This window comes from Pseudomonas sp. FeS53a, assembly GCF_000931385.1.
GTDB lineage: Bacteria > Pseudomonadota > Gammaproteobacteria > Pseudomonadales > Pseudomonadaceae > Metapseudomonas > Metapseudomonas otitidis.
In genome coordinates, this window is the sequence record NZ_JYFT01000041.1 from 90,604 (window position 1) to 110,717 (window position 20,114).

Annotated in this window: 19 protein-coding genes and 1 tRNA gene; 11 read left to right on the forward strand and 9 right to left on the reverse strand. The window is 66.0% G+C overall.

Annotated elements, in window-relative coordinates:
* Positions 1-45 precede the first annotated feature (45 nt).
* From SZ55_RS12300 to queA, 6 genes are all read right to left on the reverse strand, one after another.
* Positions 46-612 (reverse strand): glycine zipper 2TM domain-containing protein, encoded by a 567-nt coding sequence (locus tag SZ55_RS12300; RefSeq protein WP_044406016.1) that lies wholly within the window; start codon positions 610-612, stop codon positions 46-48.
* A 173-nt stretch (positions 613-785) separates the two neighbouring features.
* On the reverse strand, positions 786-1,700 hold the full coding sequence (gene secF / locus SZ55_RS12305; RefSeq protein ID WP_044406017.1) for a protein translocase subunit SecF: 915 nt from the start codon (positions 1,698-1,700) through the stop codon (positions 786-788).
* Between the two features lie 7 nt (positions 1,701-1,707).
* On the reverse strand, positions 1,708-3,570 hold the full coding sequence (gene secD / locus SZ55_RS12310; protein WP_044406018.1) for a protein translocase subunit SecD: 1,863 nt from the start codon (positions 3,568-3,570) through the stop codon (positions 1,708-1,710).
* 60 nt (positions 3,571-3,630) lie between these two features.
* Complete coding sequence (yajC, locus tag SZ55_RS12315; protein ID WP_044406020.1) at positions 3,631-3,972, reverse strand: preprotein translocase subunit YajC; 342 nt, start codon at positions 3,970-3,972, stop codon at positions 3,631-3,633.
* 57 nt (positions 3,973-4,029) lie between these two features.
* Positions 4,030-5,145 carry a tRNA guanosine(34) transglycosylase Tgt gene (gene tgt, locus SZ55_RS12320; RefSeq protein WP_162484937.1) on the reverse strand — a complete coding sequence of 372 codons (1,116 nt, stop codon included), beginning with the start codon at positions 5,143-5,145 and terminating at the stop codon, positions 4,030-4,032.
* A gap of 14 nt (positions 5,146-5,159) precedes the next feature.
* Complete coding sequence (queA, locus tag SZ55_RS12325; protein ID WP_044406024.1) at positions 5,160-6,209, reverse strand: tRNA preQ1(34) S-adenosylmethionine ribosyltransferase-isomerase QueA; 1,050 nt, start codon at positions 6,207-6,209, stop codon at positions 5,160-5,162.
* Positions 6,210-6,315: 106 nt separating this feature from the next.
* On the opposite strand from queA, the gene SZ55_RS12330 reads away from it, so the two are divergent.
* The 3 genes from SZ55_RS12330 to SZ55_RS12340 all read left to right on the forward strand — a co-directional run bounded on the left by SZ55_RS12330 (position 6,316) and on the right by SZ55_RS12340 (position 7,543).
* Positions 6,316-6,401 (forward strand) — tRNA-Leu (locus tag SZ55_RS12330).
* A gap of 327 nt (positions 6,402-6,728) precedes the next feature.
* Positions 6,729-6,941: a cold-shock protein gene (locus tag SZ55_RS12335; RefSeq protein ID WP_044406025.1), complete on the forward strand. Its 213-nt coding sequence runs from the start codon at positions 6,729-6,731 to the stop codon at positions 6,939-6,941.
* Between the two features lie 104 nt (positions 6,942-7,045).
* The gene (locus tag SZ55_RS12340; RefSeq protein ID WP_044406027.1) at positions 7,046-7,543 is read left to right on the forward strand and encodes an RDD family protein; all 498 of its coding nucleotides are present in this window, start codon (positions 7,046-7,048) and stop codon (positions 7,541-7,543) included.
* 49 nt (positions 7,544-7,592) lie between these two features.
* On the opposite strand, the gene lptG is transcribed toward SZ55_RS12340, so the two are convergent.
* Together lptG and lptF are read right to left on the reverse strand one after the other, a co-directional pair.
* A complete protein-coding gene (lptG, locus tag SZ55_RS12345) occupies positions 7,593-8,654 on the reverse strand; it encodes an LPS export ABC transporter permease LptG (RefSeq protein ID WP_044406028.1) in 1,062 nt (353 codons plus the stop codon).
* Entirely contained in the window at positions 8,647-9,765 is a 1,119-nt protein-coding gene (gene lptF, locus SZ55_RS12350) for an LPS export ABC transporter permease LptF (protein WP_044406030.1), read from the reverse strand. The genes lptG and lptF overlap by 8 nt, the downstream gene beginning before the upstream one ends.
* 141 nt (positions 9,766-9,906) lie before the next feature.
* On the opposite strand from lptF, the gene SZ55_RS12355 reads away from it, so the two are divergent.
* The 8 genes from SZ55_RS12355 to SZ55_RS12390 all read left to right on the forward strand — a co-directional run bounded on the left by SZ55_RS12355 (position 9,907) and on the right by SZ55_RS12390 (position 19,440).
* Positions 9,907-11,391, forward strand: a complete 1,485-nt coding sequence (locus tag SZ55_RS12355; RefSeq protein ID WP_044406032.1) for a leucyl aminopeptidase — start codon at positions 9,907-9,909, stop codon at positions 11,389-11,391.
* Positions 11,392-11,448: 57 nt separating this feature from the next.
* Entirely contained in the window at positions 11,449-11,868 is a 420-nt protein-coding gene (locus SZ55_RS12360; RefSeq protein ID WP_044406034.1) for a DNA polymerase III subunit chi, read from the forward strand.
* An 8-nt stretch (positions 11,869-11,876) separates the two neighbouring features.
* On the forward strand, positions 11,877-12,389 hold the full coding sequence (locus tag SZ55_RS12365) for a hypothetical protein (RefSeq protein WP_044406036.1): 513 nt from the start codon (positions 11,877-11,879) through the stop codon (positions 12,387-12,389).
* 90 nt (positions 12,390-12,479) lie between these two features.
* Positions 12,480-15,329: a valine--tRNA ligase gene (locus SZ55_RS12370; protein ID WP_044406039.1), complete on the forward strand. Its 2,850-nt coding sequence runs from the start codon at positions 12,480-12,482 to the stop codon at positions 15,327-15,329.
* A 79-nt stretch (positions 15,330-15,408) separates the two neighbouring features.
* Positions 15,409-16,758, forward strand: coding sequence for a sodium:proton antiporter NhaD (gene nhaD / locus SZ55_RS12375; RefSeq protein ID WP_044406042.1), 1,350 nt, complete (start codon positions 15,409-15,411; stop codon positions 16,756-16,758).
* A 14-nt stretch (positions 16,759-16,772) separates the two neighbouring features.
* Entirely contained in the window at positions 16,773-17,237 is a 465-nt protein-coding gene (locus SZ55_RS12380; protein ID WP_044406046.1) for a hypothetical protein, read from the forward strand.
* A 41-nt stretch (positions 17,238-17,278) separates the two neighbouring features.
* Positions 17,279-17,575, forward strand: a complete 297-nt coding sequence (locus SZ55_RS12385) for a winged helix-turn-helix domain-containing protein (RefSeq protein WP_044406049.1) — start codon at positions 17,279-17,281, stop codon at positions 17,573-17,575.
* Positions 17,576-17,610: 35 nt separating this feature from the next.
* Complete coding sequence (locus SZ55_RS12390) at positions 17,611-19,440, forward strand: SLC13 family permease (RefSeq protein ID WP_044406051.1); 1,830 nt, start codon at positions 17,611-17,613, stop codon at positions 19,438-19,440.
* A gap of 11 nt (positions 19,441-19,451) precedes the next feature.
* On the opposite strand, the gene SZ55_RS12395 is transcribed toward SZ55_RS12390, so the two are convergent.
* Positions 19,452-19,913 carry a bacteriohemerythrin gene (locus tag SZ55_RS12395; RefSeq protein ID WP_044406053.1) on the reverse strand — a complete coding sequence of 154 codons (462 nt, stop codon included), beginning with the start codon at positions 19,911-19,913 and terminating at the stop codon, positions 19,452-19,454.
* Positions 19,914-20,114: the final 201 nt, after the last annotated feature.

Genomic DNA, 20,114 nt, shown 5'->3' on the forward strand with positions numbered 1-20,114 from the left:
AAAAAGGCGCCTTACGGCGCCTTTTTCATGGGCGAGAACCAGCGGTTACTGGTTGACGCCGGCCTGCTGCAACGGCTGGCGCTGCGACAGGATCAGGCGACCGTCCTTGCCCACCGGGATCTGAGCACCCGGATCGTGATCCATGCGCACCTGGTTCACACGACCGTCCAGCTGGTACTGCACGTCATAACCGACCACCTTCTCGCTGGTCTCGTGCACGGTGTTGCAGCGGGTTTCGGTGGTGGTGTAGGTGTCGCTGTTCTGCATGTGCTCCTGCACCTTGTTACCCGCATAACCGCCGCCCACGGCGCCAGCCACGGTCGCGATCTTCTTGCCGTTGCCGCCGCCGACCTGGTTGCCCAGCAGGCCACCCGCCACCGCGCCGAGCACGGTACCGGCGATCTGGTGCTGGTCCTGGACCGGCCGTTGACGGGTCACGGCGACATCCTTGCAGACCTCGCGCGGGGTCTTGATGGTCTCCTTGACGGGCTGTACCGCGAGCACCTCGGCGTATTCCGGGCTGTTGCCCACAAGGCTGTAGGTTGCGACGGCGCCACCGGCGGTTACACCGACCGCACCCAGCACCGCGCCGACGAGCATCGACTTGTTCACTTGAACCTCCTGGTTTCACTCCGGGCTTTCGCCCTATGCCTTGCCTTGGATTACACGCATTCACCCAAGTTCCTACAGTCCGACCAGCAACACAGCCAATGGGATGTCTTTCACAAAGCCAGAAACGAGAAAGGCCCGCTTTCGCGGGCCTTTACGATGAAGCACACCTGCTGTCAGGGACGCTCGTCCACTTCGGCAGTCGCGGCCGGCGGAATGAGGTCCTCGGAGGTCAGTTTCAGCCAGATGAGCACCGGCGCACTGATGTAGATCGAGGAGTAGGTCCCCACCACGACACCCACCATCAGCGACAGGGCAAAGCCGTGCAGGCTGTCGCCACCGAACAGCAGCAGCGCCAGCAGGGCCAATGCCGTGGAGGTGGAAGTGGCGATGGTACGCAGCAGCGTCTGGGTGCAGGACACGTCGATGTTCTCGATCAGGTCCGCCTTGCGCAGGACGCGGAAGTTCTCGCGGATCCGGTCGAAGATGATGATGGTGTCGTTGAGCGAGTAACCGATCATCGCCAGCACCGCCGCCAGCACAGTCAGGTCGAACGGCACCTGGAAGAACGCCAGGATGCCCAGGGTGACGATCACGTCGTGGACCAGCGATGCCACCGCACCGACGCCGAACTTCCACTGGAAGCGGAAGCCGAGGTACAGCAGGATGCCACCCAGCGCCAGAAGCATCGCCAGGCCGCCCTGGTCGCGCAGCTCCTCACCCACTTGCGGGCCGACGAACTCGACGCGCTTCACGGTGAACTGGGTGTCGGCGTCGATCTTGCGCAGCGAAGCCGCCACCTGGTTACCCAGCTGCGGGTCTTCGCCAGCCAGGCGGACCAGCACGTCGGTGGTGGCGCCGAAGCTCTGCACCACCGCATCGCGGTAACCGGCCTGCCCCAGCTCTTCCTTGATGCGCTCCAGGTTGGCCGGCTTCTCGTAGGACAGCTCGATCAGGGTGCCGCCGGTGAAGTCCAGGCCGAAGTTCAGGCCCTTCATGAACAGGGCACCGATGCCGATCAGGCTGATGACGACGGTGATGGCGAACGCGAGGTTGCGGATCGCCATGAAGCGAATGGTTGACTTGATCATGGCTGCCTCAGATCCACAGTTTCTTGAAGTTGCGGCCACCGAAGATCAGGTTGACCTGGCCTCGGGTGAACATGATCGCGGTGAACATCGAGGTGACGATACCCAGCGACATGGTGACGGCGAAGCCCTTGATCGGCCCGGTACCCAGGGCGAAGAGGATGCCGCCCACCAGCAGGGTGGTCAGGTTCGAGTCGACGATCGCGGTGTAGGCACGGTCGAAGCCCTCGTGGATCGCACGCTGGACCCCCATCCCATTGGCCAGCTCCTCGCGTATCCGCGAGTAGATCAGCACGTTGGCGTCCACCGCCATGCCCAGGGTTAGGACGATACCGGCGATACCCGGCAGGGTCAGGGTGGCACCGATCACCGACATCAGGCCGACCAGCAGCACCAGGTTGAATGCCAGGGCCACGGTGGCCAGCACACCGAAGAAGCGGTAGATCGCGATGATGAACAGCGACACGAAGACCATCGCCCACTCGGTGGACTCGATGCCCTTGACGATGTTCTCGGCACCCAGGCTCGGGCCGATGGTGCGCTCTTCGGCGAAGTACATCGGCGCAGCCAGACCACCGGCACGCAGCAGCAGGGCCAGCTCGGAGGATTCACCCTGGCCGTTCAGGCCGGTGATACGGAACTGGCTGCCCAGCGGCGACTGGATGGTCGCCAGGCTGATGATCTTCTTCTCTTCCTTGAAGCTCTGGACCTCGACTTCCTTCTCGACGCCATCCACCACCTGCTTCACGTAGCGGCTCTGCGGACGTTGCTCGATGAAGATCACCGCCATGCTGCGGCCCACGTTGTTGCGGGTGGCACGGTTCATCAGCTCGCCGCCGTGGCCATCGAGGCGGATGTTCACCTGCGGGCGGCCATTCTCGTCGTAGCTCGCCTGGGCATCGGTGACCTGGTCACCGGTGATGATCAGGCTGCGCTCCAGCGGCACCGGCGGACGACCCGGCTCGCGGAATTCGAAGGACTCGGTGCTGGCCTTGTTGGCATCGGCCGCAGCCGCCAGGCGGAACTCGAGGTTGGCGGTCTTGCCGAGGATACGCTTGGCTTCGGCAGTGTCCTGCACGCCGGGCAGTTCCACCACGATGCGGTTGGCGCCCTGGCGCTGGACCAGCGGCTCGGCGACGCCCAGCTCGTTCACGCGGTTGCGGACGGTGGTGAGGTTCTGCTTGATGGAGTATTCGCGGATCTCGGTGACCTTGGCCTGGGTCAGGGTGAGGGTCAGGACCTGCTGGTCGCCCCGCTCGCCGGTCTTAAGGTCGAAGTCATTGAAGGTCTTGCGGATCAGGGACTGGGCCTTGTCCAGGCTCTCCTGGTCGCTGAAGCCCAGCTGGAAGCCGTTGTCGACGCCCGGCAGGCTGCGGTAGCGCACGCGCTCCTTGCGCAGCAGGGTGCGGACTTCGCCTTCGTAGATTTTCAGGCGCGAGGTCAGGGCCTTCTCCATGTCCACTTCCAGCAGGAAGTGCACACCACCGGAGAGGTCGAGGCCCAGCTTCATCGGCGAGGCACCCAGGCTGCGCAGCCACTGGGGCGTGGTGGGGGCCAGGTTGAGGGCAACCACGTAGTCGTCACCCAGTGCACGGCGGATGGCGTCCTTGGCCGGCAGCTGGTCGCCCAGCTTGGTCAGACGGAACAGGCCGCCACGTTCGCTGATGCTGGAGCTCTTGACCTCGATGCCGGCTTCCTTCAGCGCCGCCAGCGCGCGGTCCACATCGGGCTGCTGGATCTTCAGCGCGGTGCTGGTACCGGAAATCTGGATCGCCGGATCATCGGGGTAGAGGTTGGGTGCGGAATAGATGAGGCCGACGGTGAGGACCGCCAGGATCAGCAGGTACTTCCACAGGGGATATTTGTTGAGCATGACACCGCCCGTTATGACGCGGGGCGCCCAAGGCGCCCCGTGAATGGTGAAGATGATTCGTTAGATGGCTTTCAGCGTGCCTTTCGGCAGAGTCGCGGCGATAGCGACCTTCTGGATCTTCAGCTCGACGGTGTCGGACACCTCGATGACCACGAAGTCATCGGACACCTTGACCACCTTGCCGGCGATGCCGCCGGAGGTAACCACTTCGTCACCTTTCTGCAGGCCGGAGAGCAGGTTCTTGTGCTCCTTGGCGCGCTTGGACTGGGGACGCCAGATCATCAGGTAGAAGATGACCAGGAAACCGATCAGGAAAACCCACTCGAAGCCGGTGCCGGCAGGACCTGCGGCGGCGGCCGGAGCGGCTGCGTCGGCGTAGGCGGCGGGGATCAGAAAGCTCATGTAGCACTCCTGTTGCGGAAATTTGAAAAGTGTTCGGCTTGGAAAAATGCGGCGTTATCAGTCCAGGGGCGGTGTCGGTAGTCCGCGCCGGGCGTAGAAGGCATCGACGAAGTCGGCCAATTTACCCTGTTGAATAGCCTCGCGCAAACCAGCCATCAGGCGCTGGTAATGCCGCAAGTTGTGGATTGTATTCAACATGCTGCCGAGCATTTCGCCGCATTTATCCAGATGGTGGAGATAAGCGCGTGAGAAGTGTTTACAGGTGTAACAGTCGCAGCCAGGTTCCAGCGGCGAATCATCGTGACGGTGCACGGCGTTGCGGATTTTCAGCACGCCGGTGTCGATGAACAGGTGGCCGTTGCGCGCGTTGCGGGTGGGCATCACACAGTCGAACATGTCGACGCCACGGCGCACGCCTTCCACCAGGTCCTCCGGCTTGCCGACACCCATCAGGTAGCGCGGCTTGTCCGCCGGCAGGTGCGGCGGGAGGAAGTCGAGCACGCGGATCATCTCTTCCTTGGGCTCGCCCACCGACAACCCGCCGATGGCCAGGCCGTCGAAGCCGATTTCCAGCAGGCCTTCGAGGGAGCGCAGACGAAGCTCCTCGTGCATACCGCCCTGGACGATGCCGAACAGCGCGGCGGTGTTCTCGCCATGGGCAGCCTTGGAGCGCTTGGCCCAGCGCAGCGACAGCTCCATGGAGCGCTTCGCGGTGTCGAAGTCCGCCGGGTACGGGGTGCATTCGTCGAAGATCATCACGATGTCGGAGCCCAGGTCACGCTGGACCTGCATGGACTCCTCGGGCCCCATGAACACCTTGGCGCCATCCACCGGCGAGGCGAAGGTCACGCCCTCTTCCTTGATCTTGCGCATCGCCCCCAGGCTGAACACCTGGAAGCCGCCGGAGTCGGTGAGGATCGGGCCCTGCCACTGCATGAAGTCGTGCAAGTCGCCGTGGCGCTTGATCACCTCGGTACCCGGGCGCAGCCAGAGGTGGAAGGTGTTGCCGAGGATGATCTGCGCACCGATGCCTTCGATATCACGCGGCAGCATCCCCTTCACCGTGCCGTAGGTGCCTACGGGCATGAAGGCGGGCGTCTCGACCACGCCACGGGGGAAAGTCAGGCGCCCGCGACGGGCCTTGCCCTCGGTGGCGAGCAGTTCGAAGCTCATGCGGCAGGTGCGCGTCATGCGAGGTCCTCGGGCCCGCGCGGAGCGGGGTTGCGGGTGATGAACATGGCATCACCGTAGCTGAAGAAGCGATAGCCCTGCTCCACCGCCGCCCCGTAGGCGGCCATGGTCTCCGGATAGCCGGCGAAGGCCGAGACCAGCATCAGCAGGGTGGATTCGGGCAGGTGGAAATTGGTGACCAGGGCATCCACCACATGGAAGGGCCGCCCCGGGTACAGGAAAATGTCGGTGTCGCCACTGAAGGGTTTGAGCTGACCATCCCGCGCGGCGCTTTCCAGCGAACGCACGCTGGTGGTGCCGACGGCGATCACGCGCCCGCCGCGCGCCCGGCAGGCGGCGACGGCATCCACCACGTCCTGCTTCACCTCGAGCCACTCGCTGTGCATGTGGTGGTCCTCGATACGCTCCACCCGTACCGGCTGGAAGGTACCGGCCCCCACGTGCAGGGTGACGAAAGCGCGTTCGACGCCCTTGGCGGCGATGGCGTCCAGCAGAGCCTGGTCGAAATGCAGGCCCGCAGTGGGCGCCGCGACGGCACCAGCGTGCTGCGCGTACACCGTCTGGTAGCGCTCGCGGTCGGTGTCCTCGTCAGGGCGATCTATATAAGGAGGCAACGGCATGTGCCCGACCCGCTCCAGCAGCGGCAGCACCTCTTCGGCGAAGCCCAGCTCGAACAGCGCGTCATGGCGAGCCAGCATGGTGACCTCGGCGCCGCCGTCGATGAGAATCGTCGAACCCGGCTTGGGCGACTTGCTCGAACGGACGTGAGCCAGCACGCGATGGCTGTCCAGCACACGCTCCACCAGGATCTCCAGCTTGCCGCCCGAAGCCTTCTGCCCGAACAGACGCGCCGGGATCACCCGGGTGTTGTTGAACACCATCAGGTCGCCAGGGCGCAGGTAGTCGAGCAGATCGGCAAAGCCACGGTGGGCCATTTCGCCGCTGGCGCCATCGAGCACGAGCAGGCGACTGGCACGTCGCTCGCTCAGCGGGTGGCGGGCGATCAGGTGTTCGGGAAGGTCGAAATGGAAATCGGCAACGCGCATGGTGGGTCGTCTCACAGGGGCGCGAATAGTAGCGGAATTACGCAAATCTGACCACGCAGGCGGATTGACCGCCCCAGGCGCCCTCCCTATACTGCGCCGCCATCGTGCCTCGGTGGCGGAATGGTAGACGCGGCGGATTCAAAATCCGTTTCTGGCGACAGAGTGAGAGTTCGAGTCTCTCCCGGGGCACCACGATCCTTAGGTCGCAAGACCACCTCCCCTCGTATCAATTCGTCCTTGTCTGCGCTGTTCAGCGTTTCCAGAACGACATGTCGTCGCTTGCGCACATGCCGCGTCGAAACTCGCCCGCACGGGGGATTGGCAGCCCCGGACAGTTAGCGTAGAGTGTCACGCACTGTGTTTGCATGGGTCGCTGTTGAATCGTGACCTGATGCAGTAGATCCGACAGATCCGCTACATCCCGCTCGACTTCTCTTACTCTTTGCAACCAGTTCCTAGCCCTCGGCCCAATGTCGGGCAGAGGCTGAAAATCAACTCCAGTTCCAAGGAAATTGAGACATGTCGAATCGTCAAACCGGCACCGTTAAGTGGTTCAACGACGAGAAGGGCTTTGGCTTCATCACCCCCGAGAGCGGTCCGGATCTGTTCGTACACTTCCGCGCCATCGAAGGCAGCGGCTTCCGCAGCCTGAAGGAAGGCCAGAAGGTTACCTTCGAAGCCGTCCAAGGCCAGAAAGGCATGCAAGCTGACAAAGTCCAAGTCCTGGCCTAAGTCGCTGCAAGAGAACCCCTGATGTTTCATCAGGGGTTTTTTATGCCCGCGTTTCAGTGCCTGCCCTTAGAATGCGGCGTCTTCACACGTCACAAGGGCCCTCCATGCCGAAACACATCCTGCGCCCGGAAGGCGAGTTCCCCACAGCCGGGGCCGTTCGCCGCTTCGCCGCCATCTTCTATGACTTCCTCCTCAGCGTCGCCCTGCTGATGGTGGTCACCCTCTTCTACCAGCAGGTCATCCTGCGCTCGATCTACGGCGGCGAGCGCCTGCGGGAAATGGCCGAGCAGGGCCTGCTGGCCCACGATCCGGTCCTGTCCACCGTGCTGCTCTTCAGCTTGTTCGCCTTCTTCGCCAAGTTCTGGACCCACAACGGCCAGACCCTCGGCATGCAGGTGTGGGGTGTGCGTATCCAGAATCGCGACGGCTCGGCGGTCAGCCTGTGGCAGGCCCTGCTGCGCTTCGTGGTCGCCATGGGCTCCTGGCTCTGCTTCGGCCTCGGCTTCCTGTGGATGCTCTGGGACAAGGACAAACGTACCTGGCACGACCGCTACTCGGAGAGCATCGTGGTGCAACTTCCCAAGAGCGCTCACAAGAAATAGCGAACACGAAAAAGCCGGCTCGAAGCCGGCTTTTTCATGAGCGATCTGATCAGCCAGCCCGGCGCAACAGCCAGACACCTGCCAACGCACAGATACCCGCAGGGATCAGCACCGCCAGGAACGGCGGGAAGCCGAACACCAGGCTCGACGGTCCCAGCAGGTCCTGGCTGATACGCACCACGAAACCGATGACCACGCCGGTGAAGATGCGCTGCCCCAGGGTCACCGAACGCAGCGGCCCGAAGATGAACGAAATCGCCATCAGCACCAGCGCCCCCGTCACCAATGGCTGCAGCAGCTTGGTCCAGAAGGCCAGCCAGTAGCGACTGTTGTTCAGGCCCTGCTCCGCCAGGTAGTGCACATAGCTCCACAAGCCACTGATGGACAACGCCTCGGGCTCCATCACCACCGTACTGAGCAGTTGCGGGTTGAGCTGGATGTCCCAGCGCTCGCTGCCTGCCTCTACCACCTCGGTGTGGTCGCCACGGAAGTGCGTGGTGGTCACCTCCTCCAACTGCCAGTGATCGCCCTGGTACAACGCACGCCGGGCGAAGCTGGCGGCCTGCATGTGCCGCTCGCCGTCGAATTCATAGCGGGTCACGCCATAGAGCACGCCATTGGGTTGCACGGCGTTGATGTGCACGAACTCATTGCCCTGGCGGTGCCACAGGCCGCGCTTGGAGGTCTGGGCCTCGCCGCCGCCCTGCGCCAGGGCGCGGTTGGCCTGGGCCAGGTTCTCGCTCCAGGGCGCCACGTACTCGCCCAGCAGGATGCCCGCCAGCATCAGCACCAGCAGCGGCTTCATCACCGCCCAGACGATACGGCCGATGGAAACACCGGCCGCCCGCATGATGGTCAGCTCACTGCTGCTGGCCAGGGTGCCGAGGCCGATCAGGCTGCCGATCAGCGCCGCCATGGGCAGCATCTCGTAGGCGCGACGCGGCGCGGTGAGCAGCACGTAGCAGATGGCGTCCATCAGGGTGTAGCTGCCCTCGATGTCGCCCAACTCATCGATGAAGGCGAACAGCAGCGCCAGGCTGACGATCACACCCAGCACCGCCAGGATGCCGAAGAACACGCTGGTACCGATGTACCTGTCCAGCTTAGCCATGGGCCACCTCACGAGCGGAACGACGGGCAGCCCACTTCAGGCGGAGCGGTTCCCAGTAGAGCAACAGCAGCCCCACGCTCAGGAAGATGCCATGCACCCACCACAAGCCGAGGGCCATCGGGATCTTGCCCTTGTCGAGCTGGCCACGGGCGGCGATCAGCATCGACAGGTAAGCCATATAAAGAAGGATCGCCGGCAGCAGCTTGAGGAAGCGCCCCTGCCGCGGATTCACCCGCGACAGCGGCACCGCCAGCAGGGTCACCACGAACACCAGCACCGGGATGGACAGGCGCCACTGCAGCTCGGCCTGGTAGCGCGGGTTGTCGCTGCCCAGCAGGTCGCGGGTCGGGATCGCCTCGCGCTCGCCGATCTCGGCACTGATCTCCGGCTTCGGCAGGAGGATGCCGTAGGTCCCGTACTTGATGGCACGGTAGTCGGCCTTGCCTGGATTACCGTCGTAGCGGTAGCCGTTCTCCAGGATCAGGTAGCGGCTGCCGTCCTCGTGGATGACCTGGCGCCCGCTCTCGGCCACCAGCACCCCGATGCCCTGCTCCTTGTTGTCCTGGGACAGGCGCTTCTCGGAGATGAACACCCCGCCCAGCTCGCCACGGTCCGCCGACAGGCTCTCGGTGTAGGTCACCCGGTTGCCATTCTTCAGGGTCTGGAAGCGCCCCGGTACCAGCGTGTCGAACTCGGTCAGCGCGTCCTGCTGGTTGAGGATGCGGCCCACCGCCGTCACGCCCTGGGGCGCCAGGCCCAGGCTCAGCCAGGCCACCATCAGCGCGACCAGCGTCGCCGGCGCCAGGCTGTACGCCATCAGGCGCTGCTGGCTCATGCCGGTGGCGGAAAGCACCGTCATCTCGCTGTCCAGGTACAGCCGACCGTAGGCCAGCAGGAAGCCGAGGAACAGGCCAAGCGGCAGGATCAGCTGGAGGAAGCCCGGTATGCGGTAGCCCATGATCAGGAACAGCACGCCAGGATCCAGGGCACCCTGCGCCGCCTGGGCCAGGTACTTGATGAATCGACCGCTCATGATGATCACCAGCAACACGGCGCTCACCGCACTGAGGGTCACCAGGACTTCGCGGGACAGGTAACGGAAGACGATCAAACCAGACACTCCAGGGTTGTCAGGCTCAGGCGGCTACGCTCAAACTAGCCGCTTTGTGGCCGGCACGCCCGAACGGGCACGCCACGGAAAATGGCCGGCATTATACCCTGCAATCCCGACTCTTTGTCTTGGGGACATCACATGGAATTCCTCGTCAAAAGCGCACGCCCGGAAACCCTGAAGACCGCCACCCTGGTGGTCGCCGTCGGCGAAGGCCGCAAGCTCGGCACCGCTGCCGGCGCGCTGGACACCGCCACCGGCGGCGCCATCGCCGCCCTGCTCAAGCGCGGCGACCTGGCCGGCAAGGTCGGCCAGACCCTGCTGCTGCACAGCCTGCCCAACCTGAAGGCCGACCGCGTGCTGCTGGTCGGCGTCGGCAAGGAGCGCGAGCTGACCGACCGTCAGTTCCGCAAGGTGGCCGCGGCCGTCGGCGGCGTGCTCAAGGGCCTGGGCGGCAGCGATGCCGTGCTCACCCTCGGTGAACTCAAGGTCAAGGGCCGCGACGCCTACGGCAAGGCCCGCCTGCTGGTGGAGACCCTGGCCGACGGCAGCTACCGCTTCGACCGCTTCAAGAGCACCAAGGCCGATGCCCCGGCCCTGAAGAAGATCACCCTGCTGGCCGAGAAGGCCGAGCAAGCCGACGTCGAGCGCGGCAGCCTGCATGCCCGCGCCATCGCCACCGGCATGGCCTACACCCGCGACCTGGGCAACCTGCCGCCGAACCTCTGCCACCCCAGCTTCCTCGCCGAAGAAGCCAAGGCCCTGGCCAAGGCCCACAAGAACCTCAAGGTCGAGGTGCTGGACGAGAAGAAGCTCAAGGAGCTCGGCGCCGGCGCCTTCCTTGCCGTCGCCCAGGGCAGCGAGCAGCCGCCGCGGATGATCGTGCTCAACTACCAGGGCGGCAAGAAGGACGACAAACCCTTCGCCCTGGTCGGCAAGGGCATCACCTTCGACACCGGCGGCATCAGCATCAAGCCCGCCGCCGGCATGGACGAGATGAAGTACGACATGTGCGGCGCCGCCAGCGTCCTCGGCACCTTCCGTGCCGTACTGGAGCTGCAGCTGCCGATCAACCTCGTCGGCCTGCTGGCCTGCGCCGAGAACATGCCCAGCGGTGGTGCCACCCGCCCCGGTGACATCGTCACCACCATGAGCGGCCAGACCGTCGAGATCCTCAACACCGACGCCGAAGGCCGCCTGGTGCTGTGCGACACCCTCACCTACGCCGAGCGCTTCAAGCCCCAGGCCGTGATCGACATCGCCACCCTCACCGGAGCCTGCATCGTCGCCCTGGGCGCCAACACCTCCGGCCTGATGGGCAACAACGACGCACTGGTGAAGCAGATCCTCAAGGCCGGCGAGTACGCCGACGACCGCGCCTGGCAGCTGCCGCTGTTCGAGGAATACCAGGAGCAGCTCGACAGCCCCTTCGCCGACATCGCCAACATCGGCGGCCCCAAGGCCGGCACCATCACCGCCGGCTGCTTCCTGTCGCGCTTCGCCAAGAAGTTCCACTGGGCCCACCTGGACATCGCCGGCACCGCCTGGGTCAGCGGCGGCAAGGACAAGGGCGCCACCGGCCGCCCGGTCCCGCTGCTCACCCAGTACCTGCTCGACCGTCTCTGATCCACTGCGACACCTCCCGGCGCCCCAGGCGCCGGGCCTCTTTCCAGGAACACCGAAATGACCCGCGTCGAGTTCTACGTCCTGTCCACCAGTACCCCGGCAGACCGCCTGCGCGCCGCCTGCCAGCTGGCCGGCAAGGCCTGGCGCCACGGCATGCCGGTGTTCGTCCGCTGCGCAGACGACGCCCAAGGCCAAGCCCTGGACGAACTGCTCTGGCAGTTCCGTGCCGAGACCTTCATCCCCCACGCCCAGCACGGGGAAGACCCGCACGCCCCGGTGGTCATCGGCCGGGACCAGCAGCCCGACGCCAGCCAGGGCCTGCTGATCAACCTCGACCCGACCCTCTCGCCCCACCTCGGCCACTTCAGCCGGGTCATCGAGATCGTCAACCAGGAGCCGGACCTGCTTGCCGCCTGCCGGGAGAATTTCCGCACCTACCGGCAGCGGGGCTATGATCCCAAACGAGTCGAACTCTGAGCCGCACCATGGACAACCCCAGCCAGCCTCCCCGCCCGGCCCACCTGCTGGACGACCTCGAGTCCATCCGCGCCCTGCTCGATGAACACACCAGCAGCGAGCCGCCCCTGCTCACCGAATCGGTGGACCCTGCCAGCATCCCCCTGCTGTCCGAGATCGTCGAACCGCCGCCGTTCAGCCTCAGCCCCGCCCCCGCGCCCCAGGCCGCCCAGCCGGCGACGCCCGCTGCTCCGCGCCCGGCGCCCGCGCCGACGCCCACGCCCGTGAAGGCCGCCGCCCCCGTACCGCCCGTCACCCCGGCGCCTGCAGCGCCCAGTGCCGCCCAGCCCTCCGTGCGCGCCGGCGTCGAAGCCGCCACGCAAACCCAGCTCGATCGCCTGGACGGCGAGCTGCGCGCCGCCGCCCAACTGATCCTGCAGGACGTCATCGACGACTTCGTCCCGCAGATCGAAGCCGAGCTCAAGCGCCGCCTCAACGCCCGCCTCGCCCGCCTGCTTCCCCAACTGCCGCGACGCAGCTGACCGCCTGCTTAGCGGCCTTTGGCCGCCTGGGTTTTGCCCGTTATACTCGGCGGCTTTCCGATCAGTTGCCGACACGGTCCCGCCGCACACATGGACAAGACCTACCAGCCCCACGCCATCGAAACTTCCTGGTACCAGACCTGGGAGAAGAACAACTACTTCGCCCCGCAAGGTTCCGGCGAGCCCTACACCATCATGATCCCGCCGCCGAACGTCACCGGCAGCCTGCACATGGGCCACGGCTTCAACAACGCGATCATGGATGCGCTGATCCGCTTCCGCCGCATGCAGGGCCGCAACACCCTGTGGCAGCCCGGCACCGACCACGCCGGTATCGCCACCCAGATGGTGGTGGAGCGCCAACTGGCCGCCCAGGGCATCAGCCGCCATGACCTCGGCCGCGAGCAGTTCCTCGACAAGGTCTGGGAGTGGAAGGAACAGTCCGGCGGCACCATCACCCGCCAGATCCGCCGCCTCGGCTCCTCCGTCGACTGGTCGCGCGAGCGCTTCACCATGGACGACGGCCTCTCCGAAGCGGTCAAGGAAGCCTTCGTGCGCCTGCACGAAGACGGCCTGATCTACCGCGGCAAGCGCCTGGTCAACTGGGACACCAAGTTCCACACCGCCATCTCCGACCTCGAAGTGGAGAACCACGACGAGAAAGGCCACCTGTGGAACCTGCGCTACCCCCTGGCCGACGGCAAGAAGACCGCCGAAGGCAACGGCTACCTGATCGTCGCCACCACCCGCCCGGAAACCATGCTGGGTGACAGCGCCGTCGCCGTGCACCCGGAAGACGAACGCTACAAGGCCCTGATCGGCAGCTTCGTCGAACTGCCCCTGGTCGGCCGCCGCATCCCCATCGTCGCCGACGAGTACTGCGACCCCGAGTTCGGCACCGGCTGCGTCAAGATCACCCCCGCCCACGACTTCAACGACTACGAAGTCGGCAAGCGCCACGACCTGCCGCTGATCAACATCTTCGACAAGAACGCCGCCGTGCTCGCCACCGCCCAGGTGTTCAACCTAGACGGCAGCGTCAACGACAGCCTCGACGCCACCCTCCCGGCCCAGTTCGCCGGCCTCGACCGCTTCGAAGCACGCAAGCAGATCGTCGCCGCCTTCGAACAGCTCGGCCTGCTGGAGAAGATCGAAGACCACGCCCTCAAGGTGCCCAAGGGCGACCGTTCCGGCACCGTCATCGAACCCTGGCTGACCGACCAGTGGTACGTCTCCACCAAGCCCCTGGCCGAACCGGCCATCGCCGCCGTGGAAGATGGCCGCATCCAGTTCGTGCCCAAGCAGTACGAGAACATGTACTTCTCCTGGATGCGTGACATCCAGGACTGGTGCATCAGCCGCCAGCTCTGGTGGGGCCACCGCATCCCCGCCTGGTACGACGAAGCCGGCAACGTCTACGTCGGCCGCGACGAGGCCGAAGTCCGCGCCAAGCACAACCTCGGCGACCAGCCGCTGCGCCAGGACGAAGACGTCCTCGACACCTGGTTCAGCTCCGGCCTGTGGACCTTCTCCACCCTCGGCTGGCCGGAACAGACCGAGTTCCTCAAGACCTTCCACCCCACCGACGTCCTGGTCACCGGCTTCGACATCATCTTCTTCTGGGTCGCCCGCATGATCATGCTGACCATGCACCTGGTGAAGAACGAGGACGGCACCCCGCAGGTTCCGTTCAAGACCGTCTACGTCCACGGCCTGGTGCGCGACGGCCAGGGCCAGAAGATGTCCAAGTCCAAGGGCAACGTCCTCGACCCGCTGGACATCGTCGACGGCATCACCCTCGACGCCCTGCTGGAGAAGCGCACCAGCGGCATGATGCAGCCCAAGCTCGCCGAGAAGATCGCCAAGCAGACCCGCATCGAATTCCCCGACGGCATCAACAGCTTCGGCACCGACGCCCTGCGCTTCACCTTCTGCTCGCTGGCCTCCACCGGCCGCGACATCAAGTTCGACATGGGCCGCGTCGAGGGCTACCGCAACTTCTGCAACAAGCTGTGGAACGCCGCCAACTTCGTCATCGAGAACACCGACGGCCAGGACACCGGCGTCAACGGCGAAGCCGTCGACCTCTCCTCCGTCGACCGCTGGATCATCAGCCAGCTGCAGCGCACCGAAGCCGAAGTCACCCGCCAGCTCGACGCCTTCCGCTTCGACCTGGCCGCCCAGGCCCTCTACGAGTTCGTCTGGGACGAGTACTGCGCCTGGTACCTCGAACTGGTCAAACCCGTGCTCTGGGACGAGAACGCCCCCATCGAGCGCCAGCGCGGCACCCGCCGCACCCTGGTGCGCGTGCTGGAGGTCATCCTGCGCCTGGCCCACCCGTTCATGCCCTTCATCACCGAAGAGATCTGGCAGCGCATCAAGGGCCAGGCCGGCGTCAGCGGCGACACCCTCATGCTGCAACCCTGGCCGGTGGCCAACGAAAGCCGCATCGACGCCGCTGCCGAAGGCGACATCGAATGGGTCAAGACCCTGATGCTCGGCGTGCGCCAGATCCGTGGCGAGATGAAGATCTCCATGGCCAAGCGCATCGACATCATCGTCGCCAACACCAATGCCGAAGACCTGCGCCGCCTGGCCGACTTCGAGCCCCTGCTGAACAAGCTGGCCAAGCTCGAATCCGTCCGCGTCCTGGCCAGCGGCGAAGAAGCCCCCATGTCCGCCACCGCCCTGGTGGGCGACATGCAGGTGCTGGTGCCCATGGCCGGCCTGATCGACAAGGACGCCGAACTGGCGCGCCTGGACAAGGAAATCCAGCGCCTGGACGGCGAGGTCAAGCGCGTCGGCGGCAAGCTCGCCAACGAAGGCTTCGTCGCCAAGGCCCCGGCCGAGGTGCTCGAGAAGGAGCGCGCCAAGCTGGCCGAGGCCGAACAGGCCCTGGCCAACCTCACCGAGCAGCGCGGGCGCATCGCCAGCCTGTGATGCACAAGAGCCCGCCCATCGACAGATCGGCGGGCTTTTTACTCCCTGCGATCCCGTTCACCGCTGAAAGGATGTCCCCATGTACGCGCTGATGGCCCTGCTGTTCATCGCCGGTTACCTGTGCATCGCCCTGGAACACCCGCTCAAGGTGGACAAGGCCGCCTCGGCCCTGATCACCGCCGTCCTCTGCTGGACCGTCCTGGTCCTCGGCGTCGACAGCATCGCCCCCGGCCTGGCCCAGGGTGAGCACGGCGTCAGCGGCGAACTGCGCCACCACCTGGGGGAAATCTCCGAGATCCTGTTCTTCCTGCTCGGCGCCATGACCATCGTCGAACTGGTCGATGCCCACGAAGGCTTCAAGGTCATCACCGACCGCATCCAGACCCACAAGCGCGTCACCCTGCTCTGGCTGATCGGCTTCATCACCTTCTTCCTCTCCGCCGTGCTGGACAACCTCACCACCACCATCGTCATGGTGTCCCTGCTGCGCAAACTGATCCGCCACCAGCACGAGCGCTGGTTCTACGCCGGCATCGTGGTGATCGCCGCCAACGCCGGCGGCGCCTGGTCCCCCATCGGCGACGTCACCACCACCATGCTCTGGATCGGCCACCAGATCAGCGCCAGCGGCATCATCAGCAGCCTGTTCATCCCCAGCCTGGTGTGCCTGCTGGTCCCCCTCGTCATCCTCAGCTTCATCCTGCGGGGCGAATTCCAGCGTCCCGACGACGAAGCCGACGCGGCCGAGCACGACCCCACCACCCCTTTCGAGCGCAACCTGGTGTTCGTCCTCGGCCTCGGCGCCCTGCTCTTCGTCCCGGTGTTCAAGGGCATCACCCACCTGCCGCCCTACATGGGCATCCTCCTCGGCCTCGGCGTCCTCTGGGTCGTCACCGAATGGCTGCACCGCGGCAAGCACGACGAAGACAAGCACCCGCTCTCGGTGATCGGCGTCCTGCGGCGCATCGACACCCCCAGCATCCTGTTCTTCCTCGGCATCCTCCTGGCCGTCTCCAGCCTCGCCACCGCCGGCCACCTCACCCAGGTCGCCGCCGCCCTCAAGGACAGCCTCGGCAACGTCTACGCCATCAACATCGCCATCGGCCTGCTGTCCTCCGTGGTCGACAACGTGCCCCTGGTGGCCGGCGCCATGAAGATGTACCCGCTGGCCACCCCCGAGGCCGTCGCCGCAGCCGGCGACCAGGCCGGCTGGCTCGGCCACTTCGTCGTCGACGGCACCTTCTGGGAACTCCTCGCCTTCTGCGCCGGCACCGGCGGCAGCTGCCTCATCATCGGCTCCGCCGCCGGCGTCGCCGCCATGGGCATGGAGCGCATCGACTTCCTCTGGTACCTCAAGCGCATCAGCCTCCTGGCCCTGCTCGGCTACCTCGCCGGCGCCGCCACCTACATCGGCCTCGCCCAGCTCTGAAGGGAACGACACGGATGTCCAGCCCGATCCAGCTGCAATTCGAATCCACCCTGCCCATCACGGCAGAGACCGCCTGGCGCTGGATCACCGACGTCGACCTGCTGCGCGCAGAAATGCGCCCCTGGCTGCGCATGAGCGTCCCACCCGGCGTCCGCTCCCTCGACGACCTCACCCTCGTACCGGGACGCCCCCTGTTCACCAGCCGCCTCTGGCTGCTCGGCTGCCTGCCCATGGGCCACTCCCACCTCACGCTGGAATCCCTCGAACCCGGCCACGGCTTCGTCGAAGCCTCCCCCATGACCGGCATGCGCCTGTGGCGCCACGAACGCACGCTGCACGCCGTCGAAGGCGGCGTGCGGCTCTGCGACCGGTTGACCTTCGAGCCCTACCTGGCCGCTACGCTGGTTCGCACCCTCACCCGTTTCTTCTTCAATCAACGCCACCGGGTACTCCGGCACCGAGCCACCGCCACGGATTAGCGCCCCAGCCCCGCCCTCGCCTGCCTCGACAAGGACCTGCCATGGAAACCAGCAAGACCCGCACCAGCTTCTACCGCCGCCTCTACGTCGCCTGGCTGATCGACAGCGGCACCGCCACCAGCGTCCCCGCGCTGATGGAGGCCACAGGCATGCCCCGCCGCACCGCCCAGGACACCCTCGCCGCCCTCGCCGAACTGGACATCGACTGCCGCTTCGACCAGGCCGAAGGCGAGCGCAACAACAGCGGCCACTACCGCATCCACGACTGGGGCCCCATCGACCCGGCCTGGATCGATGCCAACCTGAGCCCGATCAAGGCGGTGCTCGGCTATCCCTGACAAGCTGCCGCCGCGTCAGAAACAGGAAGCCCCGCGTGAACAACGACCTGCTGATGGTCCTCGGCCTGCTGGCCGGCGCCGTCACCCTCTTCGCCCTCAACCGCCCGCGCATGGACGTGGTCGCCCTGCTGGTGCTCGTCGCCCTGCCCCTCACCGGCGTGCTCGACACCAGCGAAGCCCTTTCCGGCTTCAGCGACCCCAACGTGGTGCTGATCGCCGCCCTGTTCATCATCGGCGACGGCCTGGTGCGCACCGGCATCGCCTACCGCCTGGGCGACTGGCTGGTGGCCAGGGCAGGCAGCAGCGAAACGCGCCTGCTGGTCCTGCTGATGCTGGCCGCTGCCGGGCTCGGCTCGGTGATGAGTTCCACCGGCGTGGTGGCCATCTTCATCCCGGTTGCCCTCGGCGTCGCCTCGCGCCTGCGCATTCCGCCGGGCCGGCTGATGATGCCGCTGGCCTTCGCCGGGCTCATCAGCGGCATGCTCACCCTGGTGGCCACCGCCCCCAACCTGGTGGTCCACGCCGAGCTCAAGCGCGCCGGCCTGGAGGGCTTCGGCTTCTTCAGCATGACCCCGGTGGGGCTCGCCGTGCTGGTCCTCGGCATCGGCTACATGCTGCTGGTACGCCGCTGGCTCACCCCGCGGGGCGATGACGGCCACGCCAATGCCCCACGCCTGACCCTCGCCGACCTCGCCCGCGCCTACCGCCTGGACGAACGCGAGCGGCGCCTGCGGGTGCGCGCCGACTCGCCCCTGGCCTGCCAGGCCCTCAACGAACTGGAGCTGCGCAGCCAGTACGGCATCAACGTCATCGCCGTGGAACGCCAGCGGCGCTTCCGCACCCTGCTGCTGATGGCCACCGGCGACACCCAGCTGGAGCCCGGCGACGTGCTGCTGGTGGACCTCGCCAGCCCCGCCATCGGCCTGCTCGGCGCCTACCAGCAGCTGGGGCTGGAACCCATGCCCCTGGCCGATTCCTACTTCAGCCTGCACGCCCACCAGCTCGGCCTGGCCGAGGTGGCGATGCCGCCGGAATCCCAATTGCCGGGCAAGACCATCCAGGAACTGGGCTTCCGCACCCGGCACAAGCTCAACGTGGTCGGCCTGCGCCGGAGCGGCAAGGCCCTGGAAGGGGTGCTGGTGGACGAGAAGCTCAAGGCCTCCGACACCCTGCTGGTGGCCGGCGAATGGCGGGCCATCCACCGCCTGCAGGGGCTGAGCCGCGACTTCCTGGTGCTCAGCCTGCCGGCCGAGGTGGACGAGGTCGCCCCCACCGCGCGCAAGGCGCCCTACGCCCTGCTCAGCCTGGGGGTGATGATCGCGCTGATGGTGTCCGGGCTGGTGCCCAACGTGCTCGCCGCCCTGATCGGCTGCCTGCTGATGGGCGCCTTCCGCTGCATCGACCTGGACAGCGCCTACCGCGCCATCCACTGGCCGACCCTGGTGCTGATCGTCGGCATGCTGCCTTTCGCCACCGCCCTGCAACGCACCGGCGGCATCGATCTTGCTGTGCAGGGCCTGGTCGCCCTGCTCGGCAACGCCGGGCCCTACGCCATGCTGGCCAGCCTGTTCGCCGTCACCGCGCTGATCGGCCTGTTCATCTCCAACACCGCCACCGCCGTGCTCATGGGCCCGGTGGCCATCGCCACGGCGCAGCAACTGGGTGCCTCACCGCTGCCCTTCGCGCTGATCGTCGCCCTTGCCGCCTCGGCCGCCTTCATGACGCCGATCTCCTCCCCGGTGAACACCCTGGTGGTCGGCCCCGGACACTACCGCTTCGGCGACTTCGTAAAGATCGGCGTGCCCTTCACCCTGCTGGTGATGCTCGTCAGCGTGGTGCTGGTGCCCTGGCTGTTCCCGCTCTGAGCGGGCAGCCCTCAGGCCGTGCGCAGGAAGAAGCGCTTGGTGGCGCGGCGCAGCCAGTTGGACTCGGCCGCCAGGCGGGTGAGGTTCTCGCGCACCGCGCCCACATAGTCGCGGTCGTCGTTGAGGATGTGGTTGAACAGCCAGCGGCCCAGCAGGGACTTCAGCTCATCGGCCACGTCCTCGCCCCGTACGAAGCGCTCGCGGTACTCCCCCACCCGGCGGATGAACAGCTCGTGCACACGCTTGTGGGCACGGGTGAAGGCGTAGCCGGCCTCCTCCATCATCGATTCCTCGAAAGCAAAGTGGGACAGGGTGTAGTCCACCAGCTCCTCGATCACCGTGGCGACGACCCCGGCATCCGCCCGGAGCTGCGCCTCGTGGAGCTGGTTGATCATGTCGACGATGCGCCGGTGCTGGTCGTCGATCACGCTGATGCCACTGTCCAGCTCGTCACGCCATTGAAGAAAAGCCATGGTGTCCTCCTGATCTCGCGGTCTGCCCGACAACCTAAGCGGCCCGCCCCTCTCGCCCCATGACACGCATCAACAGAGTTCCCCTCGCCACGGCGTTGCACGGCAAAACAGGCGCTTCCCACAAGGCACTGGCTGCGCATCCGACCGCTGACTTCAGCCTCCAGCCGTGGGAAAATCCCGCGTCCACCCCCAGCCGACAGC